Annotated in this window: 24 protein-coding genes, 1 tRNA gene and 1 riboswitch; of the genes, 18 read left to right on the top strand and 7 right to left on the bottom strand. The window is 74.6% G+C overall.

From position 1 onward, the window contains the following. Positions 1-81: 81 nt before the first annotated feature. From ATL31_RS06805 to ATL31_RS06745, 13 genes are all read left to right on the top strand, one after another. Positions 82-1,176, top strand: a complete 1,095-nt coding sequence (locus tag ATL31_RS06805; protein ID WP_101395107.1) for a glycosyltransferase — start codon at positions 82-84, stop codon at positions 1,174-1,176. Continuing rightward, positions 1,173-2,174 carry a glycosyltransferase gene (locus tag ATL31_RS06800; protein WP_101395106.1) on the top strand — a complete coding sequence of 334 codons (1,002 nt, stop codon included), beginning with the start codon at positions 1,173-1,175 and terminating at the stop codon, positions 2,172-2,174. The genes ATL31_RS06805 and ATL31_RS06800 overlap by 4 nt, the downstream gene beginning before the upstream one ends. Further along, positions 2,171-3,073 carry a glycosyltransferase family 2 protein gene (locus ATL31_RS06795; RefSeq protein WP_101395105.1) on the top strand — a complete coding sequence of 301 codons (903 nt, stop codon included), beginning with the start codon at positions 2,171-2,173 and terminating at the stop codon, positions 3,071-3,073. The genes ATL31_RS06800 and ATL31_RS06795 overlap by 4 nt, the downstream gene beginning before the upstream one ends. Next, positions 3,070-4,083, top strand: a complete 1,014-nt coding sequence (locus ATL31_RS17065) for an acyl-CoA/acyl-ACP dehydrogenase (protein ID WP_101395104.1) — start codon at positions 3,070-3,072, stop codon at positions 4,081-4,083. Before ATL31_RS06795 ends, ATL31_RS17065 begins: the two co-directional genes overlap by 4 nt. After that, complete coding sequence (locus tag ATL31_RS06785; RefSeq protein WP_101395103.1) at positions 4,080-5,465, top strand: bifunctional PIG-L family deacetylase/class I SAM-dependent methyltransferase; 1,386 nt, start codon at positions 4,080-4,082, stop codon at positions 5,463-5,465. Before ATL31_RS17065 ends, ATL31_RS06785 begins: the two co-directional genes overlap by 4 nt. Further along, positions 5,462-6,172 (top strand): glycosyltransferase family 2 protein, encoded by a 711-nt coding sequence (locus tag ATL31_RS06780; RefSeq protein ID WP_245862004.1) that lies wholly within the window; start codon positions 5,462-5,464, stop codon positions 6,170-6,172. Before ATL31_RS06785 ends, ATL31_RS06780 begins: the two co-directional genes overlap by 4 nt. A 197-nt stretch (positions 6,173-6,369) precedes the next feature. Beyond that, complete coding sequence (locus ATL31_RS06775) at positions 6,370-6,969, top strand: sulfite oxidase-like oxidoreductase (RefSeq protein ID WP_101395102.1); 600 nt, start codon at positions 6,370-6,372, stop codon at positions 6,967-6,969. Beyond that, complete coding sequence (locus ATL31_RS06770) at positions 6,966-7,730, top strand: ferredoxin reductase (RefSeq protein WP_101395101.1); 765 nt, start codon at positions 6,966-6,968, stop codon at positions 7,728-7,730. The genes ATL31_RS06775 and ATL31_RS06770 overlap by 4 nt, the downstream gene beginning before the upstream one ends. 113 nt (positions 7,731-7,843) lie before the next feature. Then, positions 7,844-8,800: an acyl-ACP desaturase gene (locus ATL31_RS06765; protein ID WP_101395100.1), complete on the top strand. Its 957-nt coding sequence runs from the start codon at positions 7,844-7,846 to the stop codon at positions 8,798-8,800. Positions 8,801-9,150: 350 nt separating this feature from the next. Beyond that, positions 9,151-11,883 carry an EAL domain-containing protein gene (locus ATL31_RS06760; protein ID WP_143598346.1) on the top strand — a complete coding sequence of 911 codons (2,733 nt, stop codon included), beginning with the start codon at positions 9,151-9,153 and terminating at the stop codon, positions 11,881-11,883. A 186-nt stretch (positions 11,884-12,069) separates the two neighbouring features. Then, positions 12,070-12,145, top strand: a riboswitch (cyclic di-GMP riboswitch). Positions 12,146-12,233: 88 nt separating this feature from the next. After that, positions 12,234-12,755: a hypothetical protein gene (locus ATL31_RS06755; protein ID WP_101395098.1), complete on the top strand. Its 522-nt coding sequence runs from the start codon at positions 12,234-12,236 to the stop codon at positions 12,753-12,755. Positions 12,756-12,770: 15 nt separating this feature from the next. After that, positions 12,771-13,841, top strand: coding sequence for a hypothetical protein (locus tag ATL31_RS06750; RefSeq protein ID WP_211283974.1), 1,071 nt, complete (start codon positions 12,771-12,773; stop codon positions 13,839-13,841). A 35-nt stretch (positions 13,842-13,876) separates the two neighbouring features. After that, positions 13,877-14,443 (top strand): hypothetical protein, encoded by a 567-nt coding sequence (locus ATL31_RS06745; protein ID WP_101395097.1) that lies wholly within the window; start codon positions 13,877-13,879, stop codon positions 14,441-14,443. Positions 14,444-14,567: 124 nt separating this feature from the next. Here ATL31_RS06745 and ATL31_RS06740 read toward each other — a convergent pair. Both ATL31_RS06740 and ATL31_RS06735 read right to left on the bottom strand, forming a co-directional pair. After that, positions 14,568-14,641, bottom strand: a tRNA-Pro gene (locus tag ATL31_RS06740). A 189-nt stretch (positions 14,642-14,830) separates the two neighbouring features. Continuing rightward, positions 14,831-15,799: a metallophosphoesterase gene (locus ATL31_RS06735; protein ID WP_101395096.1), complete on the bottom strand. Its 969-nt coding sequence runs from the start codon at positions 15,797-15,799 to the stop codon at positions 14,831-14,833. A 78-nt stretch (positions 15,800-15,877) separates the two neighbouring features. Here ATL31_RS06735 and ATL31_RS06730 point away from each other — a divergent pair, with 78 nt between their 5' ends. After that, on the top strand, positions 15,878-16,342 hold the full coding sequence (locus tag ATL31_RS06730; RefSeq protein ID WP_101395095.1) for a GatB/YqeY domain-containing protein: 465 nt from the start codon (positions 15,878-15,880) through the stop codon (positions 16,340-16,342). Between the two features lie 70 nt (positions 16,343-16,412). Here ATL31_RS06730 and ATL31_RS06725 read toward each other — a convergent pair whose 3' ends face one another. Continuing rightward, complete coding sequence (locus ATL31_RS06725; RefSeq protein WP_101395094.1) at positions 16,413-18,815, bottom strand: transglycosylase domain-containing protein; 2,403 nt, start codon at positions 18,813-18,815, stop codon at positions 16,413-16,415. A gap of 227 nt (positions 18,816-19,042) precedes the next feature. On the opposite strand from ATL31_RS06725, the gene ATL31_RS06720 reads away from it, so the two are divergent. Then, complete coding sequence (locus tag ATL31_RS06720) at positions 19,043-19,363, top strand: WhiB family transcriptional regulator (protein WP_101395093.1); 321 nt, start codon at positions 19,043-19,045, stop codon at positions 19,361-19,363. 157 nt (positions 19,364-19,520) lie between these two features. Here the strand turns inward: ATL31_RS06720 and bagB are convergent, their stop codons facing one another. From bagB to ATL31_RS06705, 3 genes are read right to left on the bottom strand one after another with little or no spacing between them, the layout of a single operon-like run. Then, positions 19,521-20,681, bottom strand: a complete 1,161-nt coding sequence (gene bagB, locus ATL31_RS06715; protein WP_101395092.1) for an ArsA family ATPase — start codon at positions 20,679-20,681, stop codon at positions 19,521-19,523. Beyond that, positions 20,681-21,688 carry an ATPase BagA gene (gene bagA / locus ATL31_RS06710; RefSeq protein WP_101397325.1) on the bottom strand — a complete coding sequence of 336 codons (1,008 nt, stop codon included), beginning with the start codon at positions 21,686-21,688 and terminating at the stop codon, positions 20,681-20,683. Before bagA ends, bagB begins: the two co-directional genes overlap by 1 nt. A 32-nt stretch (positions 21,689-21,720) precedes the next feature. After that, positions 21,721-22,488, bottom strand: coding sequence for an alpha/beta hydrolase (locus ATL31_RS06705; protein ID WP_101395091.1), 768 nt, complete (start codon positions 22,486-22,488; stop codon positions 21,721-21,723). Between the two features lie 45 nt (positions 22,489-22,533). Between ATL31_RS06705 and sp36 the strand changes: the two genes are divergently transcribed. Genes sp36 through ATL31_RS06695 form a run of 3 tightly spaced genes read left to right on the top strand, consistent with a single transcriptional unit; the run spans position 22,534 to position 23,874 of the window. Beyond that, complete coding sequence (sp36, locus tag ATL31_RS16305; RefSeq protein ID WP_143598344.1) at positions 22,534-22,686, top strand: Sp36 family protein; 153 nt, start codon at positions 22,534-22,536, stop codon at positions 22,684-22,686. Positions 22,687-22,688: 2 nt separating this feature from the next. Next, a complete protein-coding gene (locus ATL31_RS06700; RefSeq protein WP_101395090.1) occupies positions 22,689-23,162 on the top strand; it encodes a RidA family protein in 474 nt (157 codons plus the stop codon). A gap of 16 nt (positions 23,163-23,178) precedes the next feature. Further along, positions 23,179-23,874, top strand: coding sequence for an NUDIX hydrolase (locus ATL31_RS06695; RefSeq protein ID WP_143598342.1), 696 nt, complete (start codon positions 23,179-23,181; stop codon positions 23,872-23,874). On the opposite strand, the gene ATL31_RS06690 is transcribed toward ATL31_RS06695, so the two are convergent. Then, complete coding sequence (locus tag ATL31_RS06690; RefSeq protein ID WP_143598340.1) at positions 23,858-24,571, bottom strand: hypothetical protein; 714 nt, start codon at positions 24,569-24,571, stop codon at positions 23,858-23,860. The genes ATL31_RS06695 and ATL31_RS06690 overlap by 17 nt on opposite strands. Positions 24,572-24,643: the final 72 nt, after the last annotated feature.

Below are 24,643 nucleotides of genomic sequence, written 5' to 3'. Positions count from 1 at the left end.
CGGTTCGGGGGCTCGCTCGACGGGTCGACGGGTGCGGGCGCACCCGCGCCGCCGTCCCCCCACGGACCGAGGAGAACACGCGTGCACATCGTCATCCTGGCGGCCGCCCGGCACCCCATCGCCGAGCCCTTCGCCGGAGGCCTGGAGTCGCTGACCTGGCACCTGGTGCACGGCCTGCGCGGCCGGGGGGTCGACGTCACCGTCTTCGCCGGCGAGGGCAGCGACCCCGCCCTCGACGCCCGGATGCTCGGTACCAGTCCCCTGCGGCTCAGCGACGCGGCCCGGGCCGACGTGAGCATGGTGCCCGAGAGCTGGCTGCGCGAGCACCACGCCTACCTCCAGGTGATGCTGCACCTGCAGCGGCGCGACGACGTCGACGTCGTGCACAACAACAGCCTCCACCACCTGCCGGTCGCGATGGCCGGCTCGGTCCCCTCGGCGGTCCTGACGACCCTGCACACCCCGCCGACCCCGTGGCTCGAGCCCGCCATCGCCATCGCCCGCAGCGTCCCGGGCGCGGGGCTGCACCACGTCGCGGTCAGCGAGCACACGGCCGCCGCCTGGCGGCACGTCACCGAGGTGGACGTCGTGCCCAACGGTGTCGACGTGCGCCGCTGGACCCCGGGCCCGGGCGGCCCCGACCTGGCGTGGGCCGGCCGGATCGTCCCCGAGAAGGCGCCGCACCTGGCCATCGCCGCAGCCCGCGCCGCCGGGCGCCGCCTGCGCCTGGCCGGGCCCGTGGGCGACCCCGCGTACTTCGCGTCGCACGTGGCCCCCCTGCTCGGCCCCGACGCCGAGTACGTCGGCCACCTGGGCACCGCGGGGCTGGCCGCGCTCTTCGGCAGCAGCGCCGTCACCCTCGTGACCCCCGCCTGGGAGGAGCCCTACGGCCTCGTGGCGGCCGAGTCGCTGGCCTGCGGCACCCCCGTCGTGGCGATCGCGCGCGGCGGCCTGCCCGAGGTGCTGGACGCCGCGACCGGCGTGCTGGTCGACCCCGACCCCGACGCGCCCGACGACGACGCTCTCGTGGCGGGGCTGGCGGCGGCGGTCGGGGCGGCGGGGCTGCTCGACCGTGGGGCGTGCCGCGACCGTGCCGTCCGTGAGTGCTCTGTCGACCGGATGGTGTCGGAGTACCTCGCGCACTACGAGGTCCTCACGCCGGGGCTGGTCGCATGATCGGTTGGTACGTGCACCACGTGGGCCGCGGGCACGGGACCCGCGCGGCCGCCGTGGCCCGGCAGCTGACCCTGCGCGGCCGGCCCGTGACCGGGCTGGGGTCCGCCCCGCCGCCCGGCGACTGGCGGGGGGAGTGGGTGGTCCTGGAGCGCGACGACCACTCGCCGGAGCCCGCCGACGTCACCGCCCACGGCACCCTGCACTGGGCGCCGCGCCACGACGCCGGGCTGGCCGCCCGTGCCGCCACCGTGGCCGAGTGGGCCGTGCGCTGCCGCCCGGACCTGCTGGTGGTCGACGTCTCGGTCGAGGTCGCGCTGCTGGCCCGCCTGTGCGGGGTCCCCGTGGTCGTGGCCGCCCTCCCGGGTGAGCGCACCGACCCGGCCCACGCCCTGGCCCACGACCTGGCCGAGGCCCTGCTGGCGCCCTGGCCGGCGGGTGCCCACGGGCACGGCTGGCCACAGGCCTGGACCGACAAGACCTGGGCGGTCGGCGCGCTGAGCCGCTTCGACGGGCGCCGACGGCGCGCGCCCCGCCCCCACCCCCGGCCGCGCGTGCTGCTGCTCTGGGGAGCCGGCGGCCGCGCCACCACGGTGGGGCAGGTGGCCGCCGCCCGGGCCGCCACCCCGGGCTGGGAGTGGGTCGAGTGGTCGCCCGCGCTGCCCGAGTCCCTCCTCTGGGACGCCCTGCTCGACGCCGATGTCGTGGTCACCCATGGCGGGCAGAACGCCGTCGCCGAGGTGGCCGCCGCCCGCCGGCCGGCCGTGGTGGTCGCCCAGCCCCGGCCCTTCGGCGAGCAGGAGGCCACCGCGGCCGCGCTGACCCGGATGGACGTGGCGGTCGGGCTCGACACCTGGCCGGAGGCGCAGCGCTGGCCGGGGCTGCTCGACCGGGCGCGCCGCCTCGGAGGCAGCGGCTGGGAGCGGTGGAGCACCGGGACGGCCGCCGCCGACCTGGCGGCCCGGCTCGACGACCTCGCGTCCGGGCTGGCCGCGCGATGACCGGGCTGCCCGACGGGACCCCGCGCGTCGCCGTCGTCACCATCGCCCACGGCCGGCACGACCACCTACGCGGCCAGCGCTGGGGGCTGGCGCGCCAGACCCGGGTGCCCGACCTGCACGTCGTCGTCGCCATGGACGACCCGGGCCTCACCGCCGTCCTGGCCGACACCCCGGTCGCCGCCCTCGAGGACCACGTCGTGCCGGTGCCGGTCGCGGGCGGGCGTCTCCCCCTCGCCCGCGCCCGCAACGTCGGCGTCGCGGCCGCCCTCGAGCGGGGCGCCGAGGTCGTCGTCCTGCTCGACGTCGACTGCATCCCGGGGCCCGACCTCGTCGCCCGCTACACCGAGGTCCTGGCGCCCCGGCTCGGCCGGCACGTGGGCTTCCCGGTCGTCGCGTGCGGGGAGGTGCGCTACCTCGACGCCCCGACGACCGCGGTCGCGGAGGACGCCCGTAGCTGGGCCGCGCTCGACGCCGGGTCGGCCCCGCACCGGGCCCGGCCCGCGCTGCCGGCCGGGGCGGTGCAGCGCAGCCACGACACGCGCCTCTTCTGGTCGCTGTGCTTCGCGGTCACGGCCCAGGACTGGGCCCGCATCGGCGGTTTCGACGAGGGCTACGTCGGCTACGGCGCCGAGGACACCGACTTCGGGCAGCGTCTCGAGGCCGCCTACGGTGCGCTGCTGTGGCTGGGCGGAGCGACCGCCTACCACCAGGACCACGGCGACGGCGGCCTGCCGGTCCGCCACGTGCGCGACATCGTCGAGAACGGGGCACGGTTCGCGGCCCGCTGGGGATGGTGGCCGATGCGGGGGTGGCTCGACGCCTTCGAGGACCTCGGGCTGGTCACCGTGGACGCCGAGCGCGGCTACGTCCTGACCTCCGAGCGGCGGGACGCCCCGTGACCGGCGCGTGGCGGGCCGCCGAGTGGGCCACCGGTGACGTCCCTGTGGCGGGCCCGGACATCGCGGACGCCCTGGCGCTGGCCCGGGACCTCGCCCCGGTCGCGCGCGGCCTGGCGCAGGACCCGTGGCGCTACCTCGCCACGCTCGCGACCCTCGGAGCCGCCGACCTCACGGCAGCCCGGGCGGCGGAGCCGCACCTGGACGCGGTGGCCGTCCTGGCGCAGGCCGGCGACCCCGACCTGGGCGTCCTGGGGGTTGATGCCGCCAGCAGCTTCGGGGTCTACGCGGCCCGCGCCCCCGGCACCGGGCTGCGCGCCACCGCCGGGAGCGACGGCCCACGGCTCGAGGGGACCAAGGCCTGGTGCTCGCTCGCCACGGTGGTCAGCCACGCGCTCGTGACCGCCGACGACGACACCGCACCCCGGCTCTACGCCGTGCCGCTGCACCACCCCGGCGTCCGGCACGAGACCGGCACCTGGGTCTCGCGCGGGCTGAGCGCGGTGACCACCGGCAGCATGACCCTCGCCGGCGTGCCGGCCGTGCCCGTCGGCGGCCCCGGCTGGTACCTCGCCCGTCCCGGGTTCGCGTGGGGCGGCATCGGGGTGGCGGCGGTGTGGTTCGGCGCGGCCGCGGCGCTCGCCGGCGCCCTGACCACCGCGGCCGGTCGCCGTCCGCCCGACCAGGTGGCCCTGCTGCACCTGGGCACCACCGACCGGGCGCTGCACGCCGCCCTCCTCTCGCTGCGGGACGCCGCCGCCGCCATCGCCGCCGGCCGGGCGGACGGTCCGGCCGGGGTGCTGCTCGCGGCCCGGGTACGGGCCGTCGTCGCCGACGCGGCCGAGGAGGTGCTGCGGGTCGTGGGGCACGGGCTGGGCCCGGCCCCGCTGACCCAGGTCGAAAGCCACGCCCGGCGGGTCGCCGACCTCACGGTCTACCTGCGCCAGCACCATGCCGAGCGTGACCTGGCGGCCTTGGGCGGCCTCGTGCTCGGACCACGGGAGGACCGATGACCGGGGGCCCTCCGCGCTTCCACCACGCCGACCCCGGCACGCCCGAGCCGGTGTGGCTGGCCGACCCCCTGTGGTGGACCGCCCCGCTCGTGGACGTCGACGGGCTGCGCGATCGCTACGACAAGCTCCTCGTGCTGGCTGCGCATCCCGACGACGAGACCCTGGCCGTCGGCGCCTTCGTGGCGGCCGCCCACCGGGCGGGGCTGCGGGTACGGGTCGTGGTCGCGACCGCCGGTGAGGCTTCGCATCCGGACGCCCGGGCCTGGACACCGGGGCGCCTGGCCCCGGTGCGGGCGGGGGAGGTGGAGGCCGCCGTCGCGATCCTCGCCCCCGGCGCGACGGTCGAGCACCTCGGGCTGCCCGACGGTGGTCTGGCCGCCGCCGAGGGCGCCCTGGCCGACCGGGTGGCCGAGCGCAGCCGGCCGGGCACCCTCGTGCTGGCGCCCTGGACCGCTGACGGGCACCCCGACCACGACGCGCTGGGCCGGGCGGCGGCGACCGGTGCCGCCGGCGCCGGGGCCGCCGTGGCGCACTACCCGCTGTGGCTGTGGCACTGGGGCCGGCCGGGCGACCTCGACCGTACCCGCCTGCACGTCGTCGAGCCGGCTCCGGCCGACCTGGCGGCGCGGGCCGCGGCCGTGGCCTGCTACCCGTCGCAGACCGCGCCGCTCGGCCCCGGCCCGGGGGAAGCCGCCGTGGTGACCGCCCCGGTGCTGCGCCGGGCCCGGCGGCTGGTCGAGGCCCTGATGGCCGAGCCCGGGGTGCTGCCGGTCCGCCCGGCCCGCACCGACGCCGACGTCGCCCCGGCCTTCGACGGGATGTACGACGACGGCGACGACCCCTGGGGCTTCACCGGCTCGTTCTACGAGCGGCGGAAGCGGGCCCTCACGACTGCCGTGCTGGGGCGGGAGCGCTATCGGGTGGTGGTCGAGATCGGTTGTGCGACAGGTGTCCTCACGCGGGCTCTGGCCGAGCGGGCCGAGCATGTCGTGGCGGTGGACCCCAGTGCCGCGGCGCTCGAGGTCGCCGCGCGCAACGCCCCGGCCCACGTCCGATGGGAGCTCGGGCGGGCCCCCGGCGCGGTCCCCGAGGGGCCGGTCGACCTCGTGGTCCTCTCGGAGGTCGGGTACTTCCTCACCCCCGTCGAGCTGCTCGAGACCCTTGCCCGGGTCCGCGCCGCGCTGGCCCCGGGCGGCGAGGTCGTGCTGGTCCACTGGCGGCATCCCACCGAGGGCGTCCCGCTCGACGGGCCGGCCGTCCACGCGCAGGCGGCCACCGCCCTGGCCGACCTCGGCCACCGGGTGCGCCACGCCGACGGCGACGTGCTGGTCGACGTGTGGGGCGGCCCCGTCTCGGTGGCCGCCGCCGAGGGCCGCCGGTGAGTGGCTCCCGCATCGGGCACGTCGTCGTCGCCGTGCCCGCGCGCGACGAGGAGCGGCTGGTCGGCGCGTGCCTCGACAGCGTGCGGGTGGCCGCCGACCGGCTGCTGGCCGCCCGGCCCGACGTCACGGTCGAGGTGGTCCTGGCCCTCGACCGGTGCGTCGACGGCACCGCCGCCGTGGCGGCGCGGCATCCGGTCACGCTGCTGGCCATCGACGCGGGCTGCGTCGGGGTGGCCCGCCGCGAGGCGGTGGCGACCGGCCTCTCGGCGCCCCGGGCCCGCGCGGCCGACCCCCGCGCCACCTGGGTCGCGAACACCGATGCGGACTGCGCGGTGCCGCCCGGGTGGCTCACCCGCCAGGTGGCCCTGGCCGAGTCGGGTACCGACCTCGTGGTCGGCACCGTCGTACCGGTCGACGTCGTCGACCCCGCGGTCCTGCTGGCCTGGCGGGCCCGCCATCGCCTGCGCGAGGGGCACGGCCACGTGCACGGCGCGAACCTGGGGGTGCGAGCGGCGGCCTACCTCGAGGCGGGGGGCTTCGCCGAGGTGGGTCTGCACGAGGACGTCGGGCTGGTCACGCGGGTCCGCGACGCCGGCCACCCCTGGGTGGCGACCGACCGGGTCCGCGTGCGGACCTCGGGCCGGTCGAGCAGCCGGGTGGAGGGTGGCTTCGCGACGTACCTCGCCGCGCTCGGCCCGGCCGACTGACGCCGGCGTGGGTTCCGCGGACCGGTGGTCCTGCACCGCACCGGTGGTCCTGCACCGCACCGGCCGCATGAGGCCGGTGCGGTGCGAGGTGACCGGGGCGGACCGAGGTGACCGGGGCGGACCGAGGTGACCGGGGCGGACCGAGGTGACCGGCGCGGACCGAGCTGACCGGGGCGGCGTCGGGGATGATGGACGGCGTGAACGTGGTGAGCAGAGGCTTCGTCGGGCGGCGGCGCGACCGCGACCCCCGCATCCCGCCCGGCCAGTACCCCGAGCGCGACTTCCCGGTGCTCTCGGCCGGCCCCACCGCCAACGTGCCGCTCGACCGCTGGCGCCTCGACCTCACCGGCGCCGACGGCACCAGCCGCAGCCTCTCGTGGGCCGACCTGATGGCCCTGCCGAGCGAGCGCATCACCACCGACATCCACTGCGTCACGAAGTGGACCAAGCTCGACACCACCTGGCGCGGGGTGCCGGTGCGCACGGTGCTGGGCGACGTCGGCGACGCCCGCTACGCGCTGGTCCACTCCTCAGGGGGCTACACCACCAACCTGCCGTTGGCCGACCTCGTCGAGCGCGACGCCTGGGTGGCCTTCGAGTACGACGGCCGCCCCCTGCACCCCGAGCACGGCGGCCCCGCCCGGCTGCTGGTGCCGCACCTGTACTTCTGGAAGTCGGCCAAGTGGCTCAGCGGCATCGAGCTGCGCCACCAGGACACCCCGGGTTTCTGGGAGCGCCTCGGTTACCACGACTATGGCGACCCGTGGCGCGAGCAGCGCTACGCGGGCGACGGATGAGCGTCACGGCGGCCGGTGAGGCCCCACCCCGCCCCGGCCCGATGCCGTGGCTGCGCGCTCGCCTCGACGACGCCTGGCTGGAGACCAGGGTCGCCCGCACGCTGGTGCTCGACGTCCCCGGCTGGGCCGGCAACGACGCGGGCCAGCACGTCGACGTGCGGCTGACCGCCGAGGACGGCTACACCGCGCAGCGCACCTACTCGATCGCGTCGGCCCCCGAGCCCGGGCGGATGGCACTCACCGTGCAGCGGGTCGGCGACGGCGAGGCCTCGCCCTACCTGGTCGAGGAGATGCGCCCGGGTGACGAGCTCGAGGTGCGCGGGCCGATCGGCGGCTGGTTCCGCTGGGATGCCGCGTGGCCCGAGCCGGTGCTGCTGGTCGGCGGCGGGTCCGGGGTGGTGCCCCTCATGGCGATGATCCGCGAGCGGGTGCGCGCGGGGTCGAGGGTGCCGTTCCACCTCGTCTACTCGGTCCGCACGCCGGACCTGGTCATCTACACCAACGAGCTCTTCGCGCTCTCGCGCACGACCCCCGGGCTGCGGGTCGACCGGCTGTACTCCCGTGCGGGCCTGCCCGACGTTGCGCGCCCACCCGGCCGGCTGGGCCGCGACGACCTGCCGCCGGTGACCGCCACCGCCGTCCCGCCGCGAGTGTACGTGTGCGGCCCCAACGGGTTCGTGGAGAACGCGACCCGTCATCTGCAGGACCTCGGGCACGACGCCGCCGACATCCGCACCGAGCGCTTCGGCCCCTCCAGCTGACCGTCCGGACGCGTGGCGGCGCGACAAGCGGGGAGCGTTGTCTGGCCCGGGCCGCCCGGAGGGTGTAGGCAGGGGGTAGGCGCGGTACCGCGTTCGTCGACCGAGGAGGACCCATGGCCAGTCTCGACAGCGCCCAGCTGCTCGCCGCCCTCGAGCCCACCGTCGAGGAGAACCTCAACCGGCACCTCGGCGCCGCGCAGGAGTGGATGCCGCACGAGTACGTGCCGTGGTCGCTGGGCCGCGACTTCAAGGAGCTCGGCGGCGAGCCGTGGTCGGTCGAGCAGAGCCAGCTCTCGCCCATCGCGCGCACCGCGCTCGAGGTCAACCTCCTCACCGAGGACAACCTGCCGAGCTACCACCGCGAGATCGAGCGGGCCTTCGGGCGCGACAGCGCGTGGGGCGCCTGGGTCAACCGCTGGACCGCCGAGGAGGGCCGGCACGCCTTCTGCATCCGCGACTACCTGCTGGTCACCCGGGGGGTCGACCCCGAGGAGCTCGAGCGGGCGCGGATGGACACCATGGAGACCGGCTACGACTCCGGCGACAAGCCACTGCTGAACGTCTGCGCGTACGTGTCGTTCCAGGAGCTCGCCACCCGCGTCTCGCACCGCAACACCGGCCGCTTCACCGAGGAGCCCATCGCCGAGAAGCTGCTCATCCGGGTGGCCAAGGACGAGAACCTCCACATGATCTTCTACCGCAACATCATCCAGGCGGCCCTCGAGCTCACGCCCAGCCAGACGATGCGGGCGATCACCGACGAGGTCGTCAACTTCCAGATGCCGGGCGCGATCATCCCCGGCTTCGGGCGCAAGGCGGTGCAGATGGCGATGGCCGGCATCTACGACCTGCGCATCCACCACGACGACATCGTCGCCCCGCTGCTGCGCCAGTGGGGCGTCTGGGAGCTCGAAGGGCTCGACGCCGAGGGCGAGAAGGCCCGCGACGAGCTCGCCGCCGCGGTCGCGGCCCTCGACGAGGAGGCCTCCCGCTTCGTCGCCCGCCGCGAGGAGCGCGCCGCCAAGCTGGCCGCCCGACAGGAGGCCTCGGCCCAGCAGGTCACCGGCTGACGGCACCAGCCGACCGTCGCCGACCCGGCTGGGTAGGGCGGTTCAGGACGTGCGTGGCCGCGTGCGTCCGAGCGATGGAGCGGCGGGCAGCGGTCCAGCGGACCCATTAGGCGAACGACGTCCCGTAGGGGACAGTGGGGCGGGACGACGGGACCACTCATGCCCCACGCATCCTCGATGCCTCATCCCGGTACTGCCCACGGTTCCACCGCGAGCCCCGAGAACCCCAGGAGGCTCGCGCCGCGCCGGCGATCGACGAGCTCAGGACCGCCGCCGAACCCGTTCCGCGGCACCGGTCGCTGTCGTGGGGCGCTGTGACCCTACGCGCTGGGCGCAACGGGCTGGCCCCCGTGGACACGAGGTCTGCGCTGCACCTCCTGTTGATCCAGGACGGCTCCGCGACCGGCGAGCGCCACCTCGAGACCCTCCGGCACGAGTTCCCGAACGCCGACGTGCATGTCGAGGGCTGCCTGGACGACGCCATGGTCCATCTGGGCACCCACCCGGTCGACATGGTGCTCGCGGACCAGTCGACGCCCGGGTCGAACAGCGCCCTGGTGCTCCGCGCGATGCGGACCACGCACCCGGGGACGCCTCTCATGGTGATCACCGACGGCGGTGACGGTGGCCCGGCCCTGTGGGTGCTGGTCGAGGACAGCCGAGGACTCGAGAGGCCGGCCGGGTCCCACCGGCCCGTCGGGGTCGCGGTGCTGCGGGCCCTGCAGCTCCGGCGCGTGGAGAGCGAGGCGGAACGGTACCTCGGTCTGGCCCGCGGCCTGCTGGACGCGTCGCCCGACCCGACCTGCGCAGTCGACGCCGAGAGCACCATCGTCGCGGTGAACCAGGCGTGGCGCGACTTCACCGCCGCCAACGGCGGCACGGACACCGAGTGCGGGGTCGGCGTCAGCTACCTCGGCGCGTGTGACGGAGCCGCCGGCGACATCACCGACCCCGACCATCTCGAGGCGACGCTCATGGCGCAGGGTCTTCGTCACGTGCTGGCCGGGTCGTTGGACCACTTCCGGCACGACTACGCGTGTCACTCGCCGAGCGAGAGTCGCTGGTTCACCGGGCAGTTCAGCCCGGCAGCCATCAACGGGGGCCGCGGCGCGGTCATCTCCCACCACGACATCACCCTCGCGCACACCATGGAGCAGTCGCTGGCGCACCAGTCCCTCCACGACGCACTCACCGACCTCCCCAACCGCGACCTGATGGTCGACCGTGTGGGGCAGGCCATCAGCCACAGTGACCGCAACGGCCACCGCGTCGCCGTCACCCAGATCGACCTCCATCACTACCACCGGGTCAACGACCTCGTGGGGTACCGGGGTGGGGACAGCGTGCTGGTGCAGGTCGTCGAGCGGCTCCAGGCCAGGCTCCGCACCGGCGACACCCTCTCCAGCTTCACGCACAACACGTTCATGGTCCTGTGGGGTGAGCTGGACCCCGACGGACCCGAGACGGCGGTGGGCCTGACCGGGATCCTGCTGGACTGTCTCGACCTCCCCTTCGCGGTGGGTGGCATCCAGGTCCCGGTCTCCGGGAGCGCGGGGGTGAGCGTGCACACCCCCGGCCAGACCGTCGACGACCTGCTGCGGTCCGCGGACGCCGCCCTGCTGGACGCCAAGAGCCGAGGGCCGGGTCAGGTCGTCCTGTTCACCGAGCAGCTGCAGGGGGCGACGATGTTCCGCAGGAGCCTGGAGACCGACCTCGTGGTGGCGCTGAGCGAGCCGGTCCAGCTCGTCCTGCACTACCAGCCCGTCGTCGAGCTGGCCTCGGGCACGGTCGTGGCCGTCGAGGCGCTGGTGCGCTGGCACCATCCCCAGCTCGGGCTCCTGGGGCCGGACCGGTTCGTCCCCTTCGCGGAGGAGTCGGGACTGATCCATCAGCTGGGCGACTGGGTCCTGGGCCAGGCCCTGCGGGACGCTCCGCGCCTGGTGCAGGACGGCCGTGAGCTCGACATCGCGGTCAACGTCTCGGCGATCCAGATGGACGACCGGGTGGCGGCCAGCGTGCACCGGGCGCTGGAGAGCAGTGGCGTGAGGCCGCAGCGGCTGGTCGTCGAGCTGACCGAGTCGGCCATCGTCGAGGACGTGGACGCCACGGCCGCGACGCTTCGAGACCTCTCACGGCTCGGCGTCAAGATCGCGATCGACGACTTCGGCACCGGCTACAGCTCGTTGCTGTACCTGCGCCGGTACCCGGTCGACATCCTCAAGATCGACCGGGAGTTCGTCTCCGGCATCGGCACGAGTGCCGACGACGAGGCGATCTGCCGCAGCATCACCGGCCTCGCAGCGGGGATGGAGGCCACCACCGTCGGTGAGGGGGTGGAGACGATGGACCACTACGCGTTCCTGCGCTCGCTGGGGTGCACGCACGGCCAGGGCTTCCTGTGGTCGCCCGCGGTGCCCATCGAGAGGTTCGAGGCGGCCCTGACCGCCTGCGACCAGGTGCCCGTGCCAGCCGCCGGTGCACCGGTCGCCCGGCCCCGTCACGCTCTCGACACCGCCGTGACGGCGCTGATCGCCAGGATGCACCTCGAGCGCGCGCCGCTCCACACGGTGGCGGCCGCGCTGAACCGCACCGTCGGACGCCACCCCACCGGGGTGGCGTGGACCGCGGGCGCCGTGGCGCGCGAGCTGCCCGCCGACGAGGCGCCGCGGGGTACCCAGGGGCTCCAGCGGGCACCCCTCGCGCTGATCTGCACCGACCTCGAGCCGGTGCGGCGCCTGCTCCGCGTGGACCTCGAGGTGGCCGGCTTCGAGGTCGAGGAGACGAGGGACGGCCATGACGCGATGAGCCGGCTCATCGAGTCGGACGCTCCTGCGGTCGACGTCATCGTGGTCGACTCGGCCCTGGCGTCGGACGACGCGCGGTGGGTGATCGCGGCCATCCGCGGCCATGCTCGTCTCGACGACGTCCCCGTCCTGCTCGTCCGGTCCGCAGCCGGAGGCGAGCCCACCGGCGACCTGGATGACACGGCGTTCGATGCCGTCGTCACCCGACCTGTCGAGGCCGCCGCGCTGGTCGCGGCCGTGCAGGCACTGGCCCGCGGGGGCCGGACCCGCCACGCCTGACCCTCGCCCGCGGTGAGCCCGCGCCCTCCCGGGGGCCGTACGAGGCCGGTCGGGGGGCCGAACGGCTCGATGCTCCCGGCCGCGCCCGATTCACCGGACGTGAGCGGACGGACGTGCGAACCTGCACCCAGAGACGGGACGCGACACACGCCAACCAGATCCGGCCTCGGACGAGATGTCCGAGCCGCAGCGAAACGGCAAACCCGATGTGAGTCGGGGACGCAAAGCCACGGGGCCCGACCGGGTCAGCCGGGCTACCGAACGGTTCTCGTCCTTCCAGCACACGCGCGGCGCTGCCGCGCGTCCGTGCGGGCTGCGTCGAGGCCACAACAGAAGGTTGGACGCACATCATGAAATCCCTGCGCATCATCGCGAACGTCGCCATCGTCGGCGCGATCGTCACCCTGGTGCCTGCCACCGCGGCCATGGCCGCCGGCTCCGGTGACACCACGGCCACCTTCACCCTCGTGGGGGGCAGCCTCGACGTCACCGCCGCCGCCGGTGCGGCCCTGACCGACGGTGCCCCCGGCGCCGCCTCGGTCGCGGGCTCGCTGGGCGCGGTCAGCGTCAGCGACACCCGCGGCAGCACTGCCGGCTGGGTCCTGTCGGCCGCGTCGACGACATTCGTCGACGGCGCCGGGTCGGTCTCCACCGGGGTGTCGTACGACTCGGGTGCAACCACCGGCTCCACCGGGACGGTGACCCCGACCTCCACCGGCTCCACCAGCATCACGGCGGTCGCCCCGGTCGCCGCCGGAACGCTGGCCAGCGGGAACAACACCGCGTCCTACACCCCCACCCTGACCGTCGAGCTCCCCTCGAGCGCGCTGGCCGGCGACTACACGGGCACCGTCACCACGTCCGTCGCCTGAGGAACTGTCTCCTCCATGCGTCGACTGCTCACCCTGATCGCACTGGTGGCCGGGTCCCTGCTCCCGGCCGCCGGTGCGTTCGGCACTCCCGCCACGACCGCCGCGAGCGGTGGCACGGGCATCGGCATCCGCCTGGTCGACGCGCCCGTGGCGACCCGCGACAACCCCCGTGCCCGGGTCTACATCATCGACCACGTCTCGCCCGGCGACACCGTCGAGCGCCACATCGAGATCTCGAACGACACGGGGGCCCCCGCCGGGGTGGCGGTCTACGCTGCCGCCGCGAAGATCCAGAGCGGCTCCTTCGTGGGGCTCGAAGGCGACACCCCGAACGACCTCTCCACCTGGACGACGCTGTCCACGCCTCGACTCCAGCTGGCCGACGGGGCCAAGCAGCTCGTGGCCGTCACGATCACCGTCCCTCGCGACGCCGCACCCGGCGAGCAGTACGCCGTGCTCTGGGCGCAGACCACCTCCGGCGGCAAGGCCGCCATCACCCAGGTCAGCCGCGTGGGCATCCGGGTCTACCTGTCCGTCGGCCCCGGCGGCGAACCGGCCTCCGCCTTCACCATCGAGTCGCTCACCGCCCGGCGCGACGCCTCGGGCGTCCCGACGGTGGCTGCCACGGTCCGCAACACCGGGGGGCGCGCGCTGGACCTCAGTGGAACCCTCACCCTCGACGACGGACCTGGAGGTCTCTCCGCGGGCCCTTTCCCCGTCACTCTCGGCACCACGCTGGGCCGCGGGCAGAGCGCGCCCGTGACGGTCGCGCTGGACAGGCAGCTGCCGGCCGGGCCGTGGGCGGCGACCCTGCACGTGACGAGTGGGCTGCTCACCGAGTCCGCGCAGGCCAGCCTGACCTTCCCGGCCGCCGGCCGGAGTGGCCCGGTCGTGCCCGTCGAGCAGCACGCCAGCCTCTGGTGGTGGGTCGTGCTCCTCCTCATCGTCCTGCTCGGCGTGCTGGGGGTCCTGGGCGCGATCTGGACCATGAGTCGCCGTCGTCGACGGGGGGGCCGGCACTCGCTCGCCGCGCTCGCCGCGCGGCCCGCCCACCCCGCGCCTCCACCGTCCCGCATCTCGGCCTGACCGTCGTGCCCGCCCACCCCATCGGAGGTCATCCCGTGCGTCGTCTCCTCCACCTCCCGCGCATCCGCTGGCCGGCGACCGCCGCCGCCACCCTCGTCGCGTGCCTGGGCGTGCTCGGGGCGGGTGGCGCGACGGCGGAGGCCGGCGAGACGGCGACCACGGGCGCCAGCGTCACCCTGCAGGGCGGGGGCCTGTCGATCAGCGCCTCCGCCGACGCCGGCAACATCGGCACGCAGTCGAACGGGATCGGTGCCGTCACGGTCAGCGGGCAGCTCGGGTCTGTGCAGGTCACCGACTCTCGAGGCGCGCCCGCCGGCTCAGGGTGGACTGCCACCGCCATCTCGACGGCCTTCACCCAGACGGCAGGACCGTCGGTGGGGGCGGGCGCGGTGGGCTACACGGCCGGCCCGATCAGCACGGTGGGCACTGCGACGTACACCGCGAACGACCCGAGCGACCTGACCGGCGTGTCCGCGGTCGTGACCGCCACCGCCATCACCGGGGACAACACGGCCTCGTGGAACCCGACCATCCACGTGGCCTTCCCCGCCGGTGGGGTGGCCGGGGTGTACCTCGGCACCATCACCCACTCCGTGTCGTGAACCTGGGTCTCAGGTGTTGGTCGCCAGGGTTCGTCCCTCACCGCCGCTGAGCGCCCCCGGCATCCCGTCCCCCGGCGCAGATGAGCGGTTGACCCGACTCCGTCGGTCAACCGCTCATCGTGCGTCGGGGTGACAGGATTTGAACCTGCGGCCTCGTCGTCCCGAACGACGCGCGCTACCAAGCTGCGCCACACCCCGTGGCTCGTCGCCCGACCCTGCGGGTCGCGGCGACACCCGAGGATAGCCGACCCGCGCGACCCATCCGAAATCGGTCCGCGGACCCCGCGCCGGCGGCCGGGGTGGCCCGGGCACCGGAACCTTGCGGATGGCACCGGAACGGTTCCGGGGCGAGGGTGAAGGTTCCCGCACCGGGCGAAAAAGTTCACCTCAGGGTTCGCGGGCGACCAGGGTCAGCAGCGTCGCCTCGGGCCGGCAGGCGAAGCGCACCGGCGCGTACGGCGAGGTGCCCAGACCGGCCGACACGTGCAGCCACGCGGCGTCGTGGGGCGCCTCGGACGACGGCCGGACCCGCCCGCGCCGCCCCGTCGACCCGGCGCCGGGCCACCAGCGCGAGACCCCCTTGACGCGCCCGGTGTCGAGGTCGCAGTTGGTCACCAGCGCCCCGTAGAGCGGCACGGCCAGCTGCCCGCCGTGGGTGTGGCCCGCGAGCACCAGCCCGGCCCCGTCGGCCGTCATGGCGTCGAGCACCCGCTGGTAGGGCGCGTGCACCAGCCCCATCGTCAGCGCCACGTCGTCGCGGGCCGGGCCGGCCACACGGTCGTAGCGGTCGAACTGCACGTGCGGGTCGTTGACGCCGACCAGCTCGACCCGGTGCGCCCCCATCGTGACCGTCGTGCGCGCGTTGTCGAGGTCGCTCCACCCGCCGGCCTCGAGACCGGCGACCAGCTCGCGCACGGGCAGCTTCCCCCGCGACGGCGGCGCGGCCGCGTAGCCCCTCGTCAGGTAGCGCGCCGGGTTCTTCGGCATGGGGGCGTAGTAGTCGTTGGAGCCGAGGACGAAGGCACCCGGGAACTCCATCAACGGTTCCATCGCCCGCAGCAGCGGTGGCACGGCCCGGACGTGGGCGAGGTTGTCGCCGGAGTTGACCACGAAGTCGGGGCGCAGAGCCGCCAGGGAGCGCACCCACTCGATCTTCTTCGACTGCCCGGGGGTGAGGTGCAGGTCCGAGACCTGGAGGACGCGCACCGGCTCGGCGCCCACCGGCAGCACGGGCACGGCGAAGCGGCGCAACGTGAACCAGGTGCGCTCGACCAGCCCCGCGTAGGCGACCCCGGCGACACCGGCCCCGACGACGGTGGCGGCGGAGCGCAGGGCGGCGCGGGCGATCGGGTCCATCCGCCCATCCTCGCAAACGACGCCGGGCCCACCGGAATCGCGGGTGTGCCACCGCGTCGCCGGTGGGAGACTGGCCCCATGACCACCACCGGCCTGAAGGCGCAGCTCCAGCACGACCTGCACGACGCGATGCGCGCCCGCGACAAGGTCCGCGCCGCCACCCTGCGGATGACCCTCACCTCCGTGACGACCGCCGAGGTCGCCGGCGACGAGGCCCGCGAGCTCGACGACGACGAGATCCTCAAGGTGGTCGCCAAGGAGGCCAAGAAGCGCCGCGAGTCGGCCACCGCCTTCCGGGGCGGCGGGCGCGAGGAGCTCGCCGCCACCGAGGAGGCCGAGCTGGCCGTCCTGGAGGGCTACCTCCCGGCCCAGCTGGGTGACGACGAGCTGCGGAGCATCGTGGAGCGCGCCGTGGCGTCCTCGGGCGCGAGCGGCATGGCCGCCATGGGCGCGGTCATGAAGGCGGCCCAGGGCGAGGTGGCCGGGCGCGCCGACGGCGGCCGGGTCGCGGCGATCGTCCGGAGCGTCCTCTCGGGCGGCTGAGCGCCCCCACCACGACGACGGGGCCCCCACCGGAGAGATCCGGTGGGGGCCCCGTCGTGCGCAGCACGGGTCACTTGTTGGGCGGTGGGGGCTTCTTGGTCCGGCCGGGCTTGGCGGTGGTGGGCTGCGGCTGGGGTTGCTGTGGCGCCTGCGCCGCCGATGCCTGACCCGACCCGGACGACAGGAGCAGCCCGATGGTGGCGCCCTGGGGGGCCGACCCGGAGGGGCTGGTGCCCGCCACGGTGCCGTTCGGGGCGTTGCTGCTGATGTAGCCCACGACCTGGGCCGAGAAGCCGGCGTCCTGCAGGATGCGGGTGGCCGAGGACACGCTGCGCGCGTACACGTTGGGGATGTCGACCAGGTTGCCGCGCCGGGCCTTCTCGCTGGGGGCGGGGAAGTCCTTGACGGGCATCCCCTCGCTCAGCTTCTTCATCGTCGCGGCCCAGACCGGGGCCGACACCGTGCCGCCGAAGACCTCCCGGAAGCAGCCGTAGTCGCCGAAGCACTTGCCGTTGAGGGAGTAGAGGGTGCCGTTCTTGTCGGCCACCTGCACGTTGCCGATCCAGACCGCCGTGGCGAGCTGCGGGGTGTACCCGACGAACCAGCCCTGGTTGTGCTTCTCGGTGGTGCCCGTCTTACCGGCGGCGGGCCGGGCGTCGACGTTCCAGGTGCCCTGGGCGGTACCGCCGCTGCGGAAGGTGCCCTTCAGCAGGTACGAGGCCGCGTTCGCGGTGTCGGCCGAGATGACCTGCGTGCACTTGGCGGCGGGGAAGGTGATGGCCTTGCGGTCGGGGGTGGTGATCGAGGCGATCGGGCTGGGCTCGCAGTGCTTGCCGCCGGCCGCCAGGGTGGCGTAGGCGCTGGCGAGGTCGAGCGGGGTCGTGGTGCCCGAGCCCAGGGTGGCGTTGGAGATGCTGCGGTAGATGTCCTGGCCGTTGGCCATGTGGACGCCCATCTTCTTCATCGTGTCGAGCACGTTGCAGGGCCCGACGTCGATGGTGAGCTGGGCGGCCCAGGTGTTGATCGACTTTCCGATGCCCTCGCCCAGGCTCATCTGGCGGCCGCCGATGGCGTAGTCGTTGGTGACCCCCCACGGCTTGTCGGCACCGCAGGGAGCCCCGACCACCTTGTCGCTCTTGAAGACGTACTCCTTCTTCGCCGTGGCGAAGGGGACGTAGATCTTGCCGTCGAGGGGCATCCCCTGCTCGAGCGCGGTGACGAGCCCGAAGACCTTGGCCGTCGAGCCGAACTGGTAGCCGTACGGGCCGCCGCCGTAGACCTTGTCGACGTTGAGGTTGGTCTGGGTCTTCTCGAAGTCGCTGGCCTGGACCATCGCGAGGATCTTGCCGGTGCCCGGCTCGACCACGCTGATGGCACCACCGAGGTTGCTCTTGTTGTTGACCGGGACGGCGCGCTCGATCTCGGTCTGCGCGTCCTTCTGCATCGTCGGGTTGAGCGTGGTGCGGATGGTGAGGCCGCCCTGGTTGATCCGCTTCAGGCGCGCCTCGGGGGTCTTGCCGAGCACCGCCATCTGGGGGGAGTTCTGCAGGTAGGCCATCACGTAGGCGCAGAAGTAGGGCTGGCTCGAGCGGTGGCACACGCCCTTGACCGGCTGCTTCTTGATCATCTTCGGCACCGGGATCTTCTTGGCGGCGGCGACGTCCTTGGCCGAGGCGAACCCGAGCTGCTGCATCCGGGTGAGGACGACGTCACGGCGGGCCTGGGCCTGGTCGGGGTTCAGCAGCGGGTTGTAGGCCGTGGGCTGCTGCACGATGCCGGCCAGCAGCGCGGCCTGGCCGACGTTGAGCCGGCTGGCGTGCACGCCGAAGTAGTTCAGCGCCGCGGCCTCGACCCCGTAGGCCTGGTCGCCGTAGTAGACGAGGTTGAGGTAGCCCTCGAGGATCTGGTCCTTGGTGTAGTTCTCCTCGACGTTGACCGCGTACTTGAGCTCCTGGAGCTTGCGGGCGTACGACTTCTTGGTCGCGGCCTCGGCCGCCGCCTTGTCGCCGCGGCGCAGGGCGTTCTCCTGGAGGGTGATCTTCACGTACTGCTGGGTCAGGGTGGACGCGCCCTGCACGTCGCCGCCCTGGGCGTTCGAGACGACGGCGCGGGTGAAGCCGCGCAGGTCGAGGCCCCCGTGCTCACGGAAGCGCGCGTCCTCGATGGCGATCTGGGCGTTCTGCATCGCCGGCGAGATCTTCTTCAGCGGGACGATGATGCGGTTCTCGTCGTAGGGGTTGGCGATGAGCTGGCCCTGGGCGTCGAGGATCTTGGACTGCTGGGCGAGCGGGGAGACGGTGAAGTCGCTCGGCAGGTCGTTGAAGAAGTCGACGCCGCTCTTGGCCGCCTGGCCCGTGGCGCCGATGGCGGGCACCGCGAGCCCGGCCAGCAGCAGGCCCGCGACCGTGCTCAGCACGACGAAACCGAGGAGGAGCCGGAGCACGGCAGGGATGTTGTGGGCTCGACCGTCCATGGTCCCCAGGGTAACCCGGCCCCCTGGATGGGTCGGATTCCGAAGGCCCGCGACGCACCCGTCGGTCGGTGGAGGGGTCGCATCGTCCGTTCGGCGGGGTGCTCGACCGTTCGGCCAGCGCGTCGACCGGTTCGGACGATACCTGGGAGCCCGCCCGCTGCCTACGGTTTCAGTAGGTCCTCACCCACCGGTGGGGACAGGGAACGGAACGGCGAAACGAGGTGGACATGAGCATCAGCCCCGATGTGGTCACGGACGGCCACTGGGTCACGGAGTGGGCTCCGCTCGGACGCTGCGCGGGCACCGACCCCGACGCGCTCTTCGTCCAGGGCAAGGCCCAGCGCGCGGCCAAGGCGGTTTGCAAGGGCTGCCCCGTCGTCGCCGAGTGCCTCGCCGACGCCCTCGACAACGGCACCGAGTTCGGTGTCTGGGGAGGGATGACCGAGCGCGAGCGCCGGGCCCTCCTGCGCCGCCGCCCCGACGTCAGGTCCTGGACCGCCCTGCTCTCGGCCGCCAAGGCCCAGAGCGCGGAGACCGCGATCGCCTGACCCCCGTACTCCCCGGCGGGACCGACCACCCCCTGCAGCCAGTCGTGACACCCCCTGCAGTCACGAGTGGTCCGGTCGGTCCCGCCGGGGTTCTTCATGTCCGGAGGCCTCCGGCCGCTCGCGGCGCGCAGAACCGGGCCGCCCCGAGCCGCGGGCGTCAGCCCGCCAGGGCCGCCGCGACCGTGCGCAGGCCGTCGAGGTCGTGGATGTCGGTGGCTCCGGCCGGCACCGTCGAGACCGGCACCCCGGGGTGCGAGGTGACGAACCGCGCCACCCGGGCCTCGTGCCGCGTGGCCACCTCGGCCAGGTCGGCGTGCAGGCGCAGCAGCGAGGCGGTGAGCCCCGGCCCCGGGCCGTCGTCGAGGCGGTCGTCGAGCTGCTCGGCCGCGGCCTCCGCCCGGGAGCCGCTGAGCCCCGGGGCCGCCAGCACCTGCATCCGGTTGACGACGACACCGGCCAGCGGCATCCCCTCGGCCTCGAGCCGCTCGACGAAGTAGGCGGCCTCGCGCAGGGCGTCGCGCTCGGGGGCGGCGACCACGACGAACGCGGTCGAGGGCTCCTTGAGCAGGGCGTAGGTGACGTCGGCGCGCTCGCGGAAGCCGCCGAACATGGTGTCGAGCGCCGCCACGAAGGTCTGCACGTCCTGGAGGAACTGGCCGCCGAGCACCCTCGAGAGCGTGGTGGCCGCGAGGTTGGCGCCGAACGAGAAGACCTTGAGATAGGCCTTGCCGCCGGCCTTCGCGGGCGCCATCAGCAGCCGGATGAAGCGGCCGTCGAGGAAGGACCCGAGCCGCTTGGGCGCGTCGAGGAAGTCGAGGGCCGACCGGCTCGGCGGGGTGTCGACGACGACGAGGTCCCACGTGCCGTCGCGCTCGGCCTCGGCCCGGAGCTGGCCGAGCTTCTCCATGGCCATGTACTCCTGGGTGCCGGCGAACGAGCTCGACACCGCTGTGTAGAAGGGGTTCTCGAGGATCTGGGCCGCCTTCTCGGGGGTCGAGTGCGCCAGCACCACCTCGTCGAAGGTCCGCTTCATGTCGAGCATCATCGCGTCGAGCGAGCCGCCCGCGTCGTCGCCCACACCGACCACGGGCCGCGGGGTGTTGTCGAGCTCGGTCAGCCCGAGGGACTGCGCCAGGCGGCGCGCGGGGTCGATGGTCAGCACCACGACGTGGCGCCCCATCTCGGCCGCGCGGACGCCGAGCGCGGCGGCCGTGGTCGTCTTGCCGACGCCGCCGGAGCCGCAGCAGACGATGATCCCGGTGTCGCGGTCGGCCAGCAGCCGGTCGACGTCCATGGTGGCCGGGAGCGCGCGCGCCATCAGGCCACTCCCTGCTCGGTCAGCTCGTCGGCCAGGACGGACACGCCGCCGTCCTCGGTGCCGGAGGGCAGCGAGGGCAGGCGCAGCACCGGGTGGCCGATGGCCGCCACCTCCGCGGCCAGCTCGGTCTCGAGAGCGAGCCGGGCCGCGAGGTCACGGCCCTCGGCGACGAGGCCGCCGACGGTCTTCGCGCCGTTCCGGACCCCCACCAGCGCGAGGTCGGCCCGCACCCGCTCTTCGGCGTCGTCGCCGGTGAGGGCGGCCAGCCCGGGCCCGGCCAGCACCGGCTCACGCACCTGGTTCACGACCATGGCCCCCACCGGGAAGCCGGCGGCCTCCAGCTCGGCGACGGCATCCGCGCTCTCCTGCACCGGCATCTCCTCGAGGAGGGTGACGACGTGGACCCGCGAGATGCGGTCGCGCAGCATCCGGGTGATCGACTCGGCCTGCGAGTGGATGGGGCCCACGCGGGCGAGGTCGGCGACCTGCTCGTTGACGCCGAGGAAGCGGGCGACCCGGCCGGTGGGTGGCGCGTCGAGGACGACGGCGTCCCAGACAGGGTCGCCCTGACCTCGGCGTGAGCCGTCGGTGCGCCCGACCGCCTCATAGACCTTGCCGGTCAGGAGGACGTCGCGGACCCCCGGGGCGATGGTGGTGGCGAAGTCGATGACGCCCATCTTCTCGAGCGCGCCCCCGGCCCGGCCCAGCTTGTAGAAGGTCTGGAGGTACTCGAGCAGGGCGGCCGTCGCGTCGACCGACAGCCCCCACAGCCCACCGCCGGAAGGGTCCTGGACGAGGCGGACCTCGCCCGTGCCGAGCGGGGGCACCCCGAAGGTCTGGCTGATGCCCTGCCGCCCTTCGACCTCGGCCAGCAGCACGCGCTTGCCCTGCCGCGCCAGCGCCAGGCCGAGCGCCGAGGCGACCGTGGTCTTGCCGACCCCGCCCTTGCCGGTCACGACGTGCAGCCGGACGCCGTCGAACGCGTCGTCCAAGGGGGGCGTGGCCATACCGCCAGGGTATGGCGCGGGGACGAGCGGCCTCAGCGCAGGGTGAGCTCCTCGATCTCGGCGAGGACCAGCAGGTAGGCCGGGTGCTCGGGGTCGACCAGGTCGAAGTGGTCGGCGCCGCGGGCCAGGGCCGTGGTCAGCGGCGCGTCGGCGGGCCGGCCGGCCGCGTACGCCTCGACGACCGACGGCGGCACGACGTCGTCGTGCTCGCCCGGGACCAGGGCGGCCGGGGTGGTCAGGCGCTGGCGGGCGGGGTCGGCGGCCGCCCAGGCGTCGGGGACCTCGTCGGGGCTGCCGCCGAGGAACGCGCGTGCGGCGTCGTTGCCCAGGTGCTGGCGGTCCGCCTCGCCCAGGTCGACGACCGGGCCGAGTCCGACCACGCCGTGCAGGCCCGGGCAGCGGTCGTCGGAGGCGAGCCAGGTGACCAGGTGCCCACCGGCCGAGTGCCCCACCAGCACGAGGGTCTCGGGCAGGTCGGTGTCGGCGACGACCGAGGCCACCCGTGCCAGCAGCGCGTCGCCGGTGCCGGGCCAGCCACCGCCGGGCATCCCGGTGCGCGGGTACTCGAGGTTGGCGACGTGGAAGCCGTCGCGGGACAGGGCGGTGGCGAGCGGGGCCAGGTGCGCGCGGTCGTAGTGCGGGCGCCAGAAGCCGCCGTGGACGAGGCCGACCGTGACACCACGCGCGCGGGCGTGGTCGGGCTCCCACACGTCGTAGACGTCGGTCTGCTCCGGGCCGGTGACCTCCGTGCGGTCGGGCTGCCGGGAGGGGCGGGACAGGACCTCGGGCTCGTCGCTCACCTCGGCCACGGTAGTCCCCGGCCGCGCGCCGGTAGGGTGGCGCGCATGCAGAAATGGGAGTACGCGACCGTTCCGCTCATCGTGCACGCGACGAAGCAGATCCTCGACCAGTGGGGAGAGGACGGCTGGGAGCTCGTCCAGGTGCTCGTCATGCCCGAGGGCAACCTCGTGGCGTACCTCAAGCGGGCCAAGGGCTGAGCGTGGGAGCCGTCGACGAGCGCCTCGCCGAGCTCGGGCTGACCCTGCCCGAGGTGGTCCCGCCCCTGGCGGCGTACGTGCCGGCCGTCCTCGACGGCTCGCGCGTCTACGTGTCGGGGCAGGTCCCGATGGTCGACGGTGCGCTGCCCGAGACCGGCACCGTCGGCGAGCTCGTGGGGCTGGTCACGCCCGAGCGCGCCCGGCAGCTGGCCGCCGTGTGTGCGCTCAACGCCATCGCGGCCATCCGGACGGTGGTCCCCGACCTTGACCGCGTCGAGGGCATCGTCAAGGTCACCGGGTTCGTCGCCTCCGACCCCTCGTTCACCGGGCAGCCGGGCGTCGTCAACGGCGCCAGCGAGCTCTTCGCGCAGGTCTTCGGCGAGGCGGGCCGGCACGCGCGCTCGGCCGTCGGCGTGGCCGCGCTGCCCTTCGGCGCGCCGGTCGAGGTCGAGGTCATCGCCCACATCAGGGACTGACATCGTGTCGGGGGAGGTGCTGAGGGTCCCGCTGCGCGGCGGGCTGCGGGCCACGGCCGACGCGTGGCTGGCCCGCGGCGCCGACGCCGAGGTCGCCGAGCCCCGGCCGGCCGCCACGGTGATGCTGGTGCGCGACGGTGCGTCGGGCCCCGAGGTCTACGTGCAGCGACGGGTGTCGACCATGGCCTTCGCGCCCTCGATGGTGGTCTTCCCGGGAGGCCGCGTCGACCCTGCCGACCACACGCTCGACCCCACGACGCCGGGGCTGGCCGACCTCGCGGCGCACATGGGGGTGACGCCCGAGGCCGCCGCGCCGTTCGTGGCCGCTGCCCTGCGCGAGGTCGAGGAGGAGTGCGGCGTGCGCGTCACGGCCGCCGACCTGCGCGGGCGCGGGCACTGGGTGACCCCGGCCTTCGAGCCGCGCCGCTACGACACCTGGATCCTGGCCGCCGCCATGCCCGAGGGGCAGGAGGCCGCCGAGACCAGCGGGGAGTCCGACGGTCACGGCTGGGTGCATCCGGCCGACGCGCTGCGACGCGCGGCCGCGGGCGAGGTGCGGATGATGCCGCCGCAGGTGTGGGCGCTGGAGGCGCTGCGGGAGTTCGCCGACGTCGAGGCGTTCCTGGCCGACCGGCCGCAGATCGCGCGGGTCGCCCCGGTGCTCGAGGTCGACCCCGACGGCACCCCGGTGCTGGTCACCGCCCTGCCCTGAGCCCGCGTGGGCGCTGCGACCGGCAGAGCCCCAGCCACACCGTTCGCCCCAGCACCTCACGCCGCTGCTGCTGGTCCGGACGTCCGCAGGGCGGTCGTCGAGTGCCGTGCGTCTCGAAGCCGTCGGCCTCGACCGCGAGGCGCAGCTCCTCGTTACCCAGGTCGACCACGGCGAACAGGCCCGGTTCGGCGATGACGAGCTGGGGTGTGAGTTCCAGGCCCACGTCGAGGGCCAACGCCCGGAGCACGGACTCGAACGGGTTCGCCGCGCGCCCGTCGGCGTGGCGGGCGACGCGCCGGGCAGCGGTCGCACCAGGGCCGCGCGTGGCCGCGGCGGCCTCGCGCAGGCCCTCAAGCGACACCAGGCCGGATCGCAGCGCCGAGTCCGCGACCGCGAGCGCCTCGTCGAAGGGCAGGACGCGGGCGCAGTCGAGGACCGTCCGGACCGGGCTCGTGACACCGGCGGCGCGCTCGGCCGCGGTGAGGTCGTTCCAGTGCGGACGGATGCCGACGAGGTCGGGCGGCCGCAACCGGCGCTTGCGGCGGACGGTCACCCAGACGTCCTCGGGGACCGTCGTGACCCTCCACCCGTGGCGTAGCGCGGCGCTGAGGTGCGACAGCGTGGCGGTGCGGGCGGCGGCCAGGCGCTGGTGCTCCCCGACCCCCGGCACGGCGTAGCGGCCGCGGGCCGTCCGCACCACCGCTCACAGCACGTCGCGCCGGTCCGTGGAGCACCTCTGCCCGTCCGTCTGCGCGCCCTACAGTGACCC

The organism is Phycicoccus duodecadis, from assembly GCF_002846495.1.
GTDB lineage: Bacteria > Actinomycetota > Actinomycetes > Actinomycetales > Dermatophilaceae > Phycicoccus > Phycicoccus duodecadis.
The sequence above is the reverse complement of the archived record's forward strand: the minus strand, read 5'-3'. Positions and strand labels throughout refer to the sequence as shown.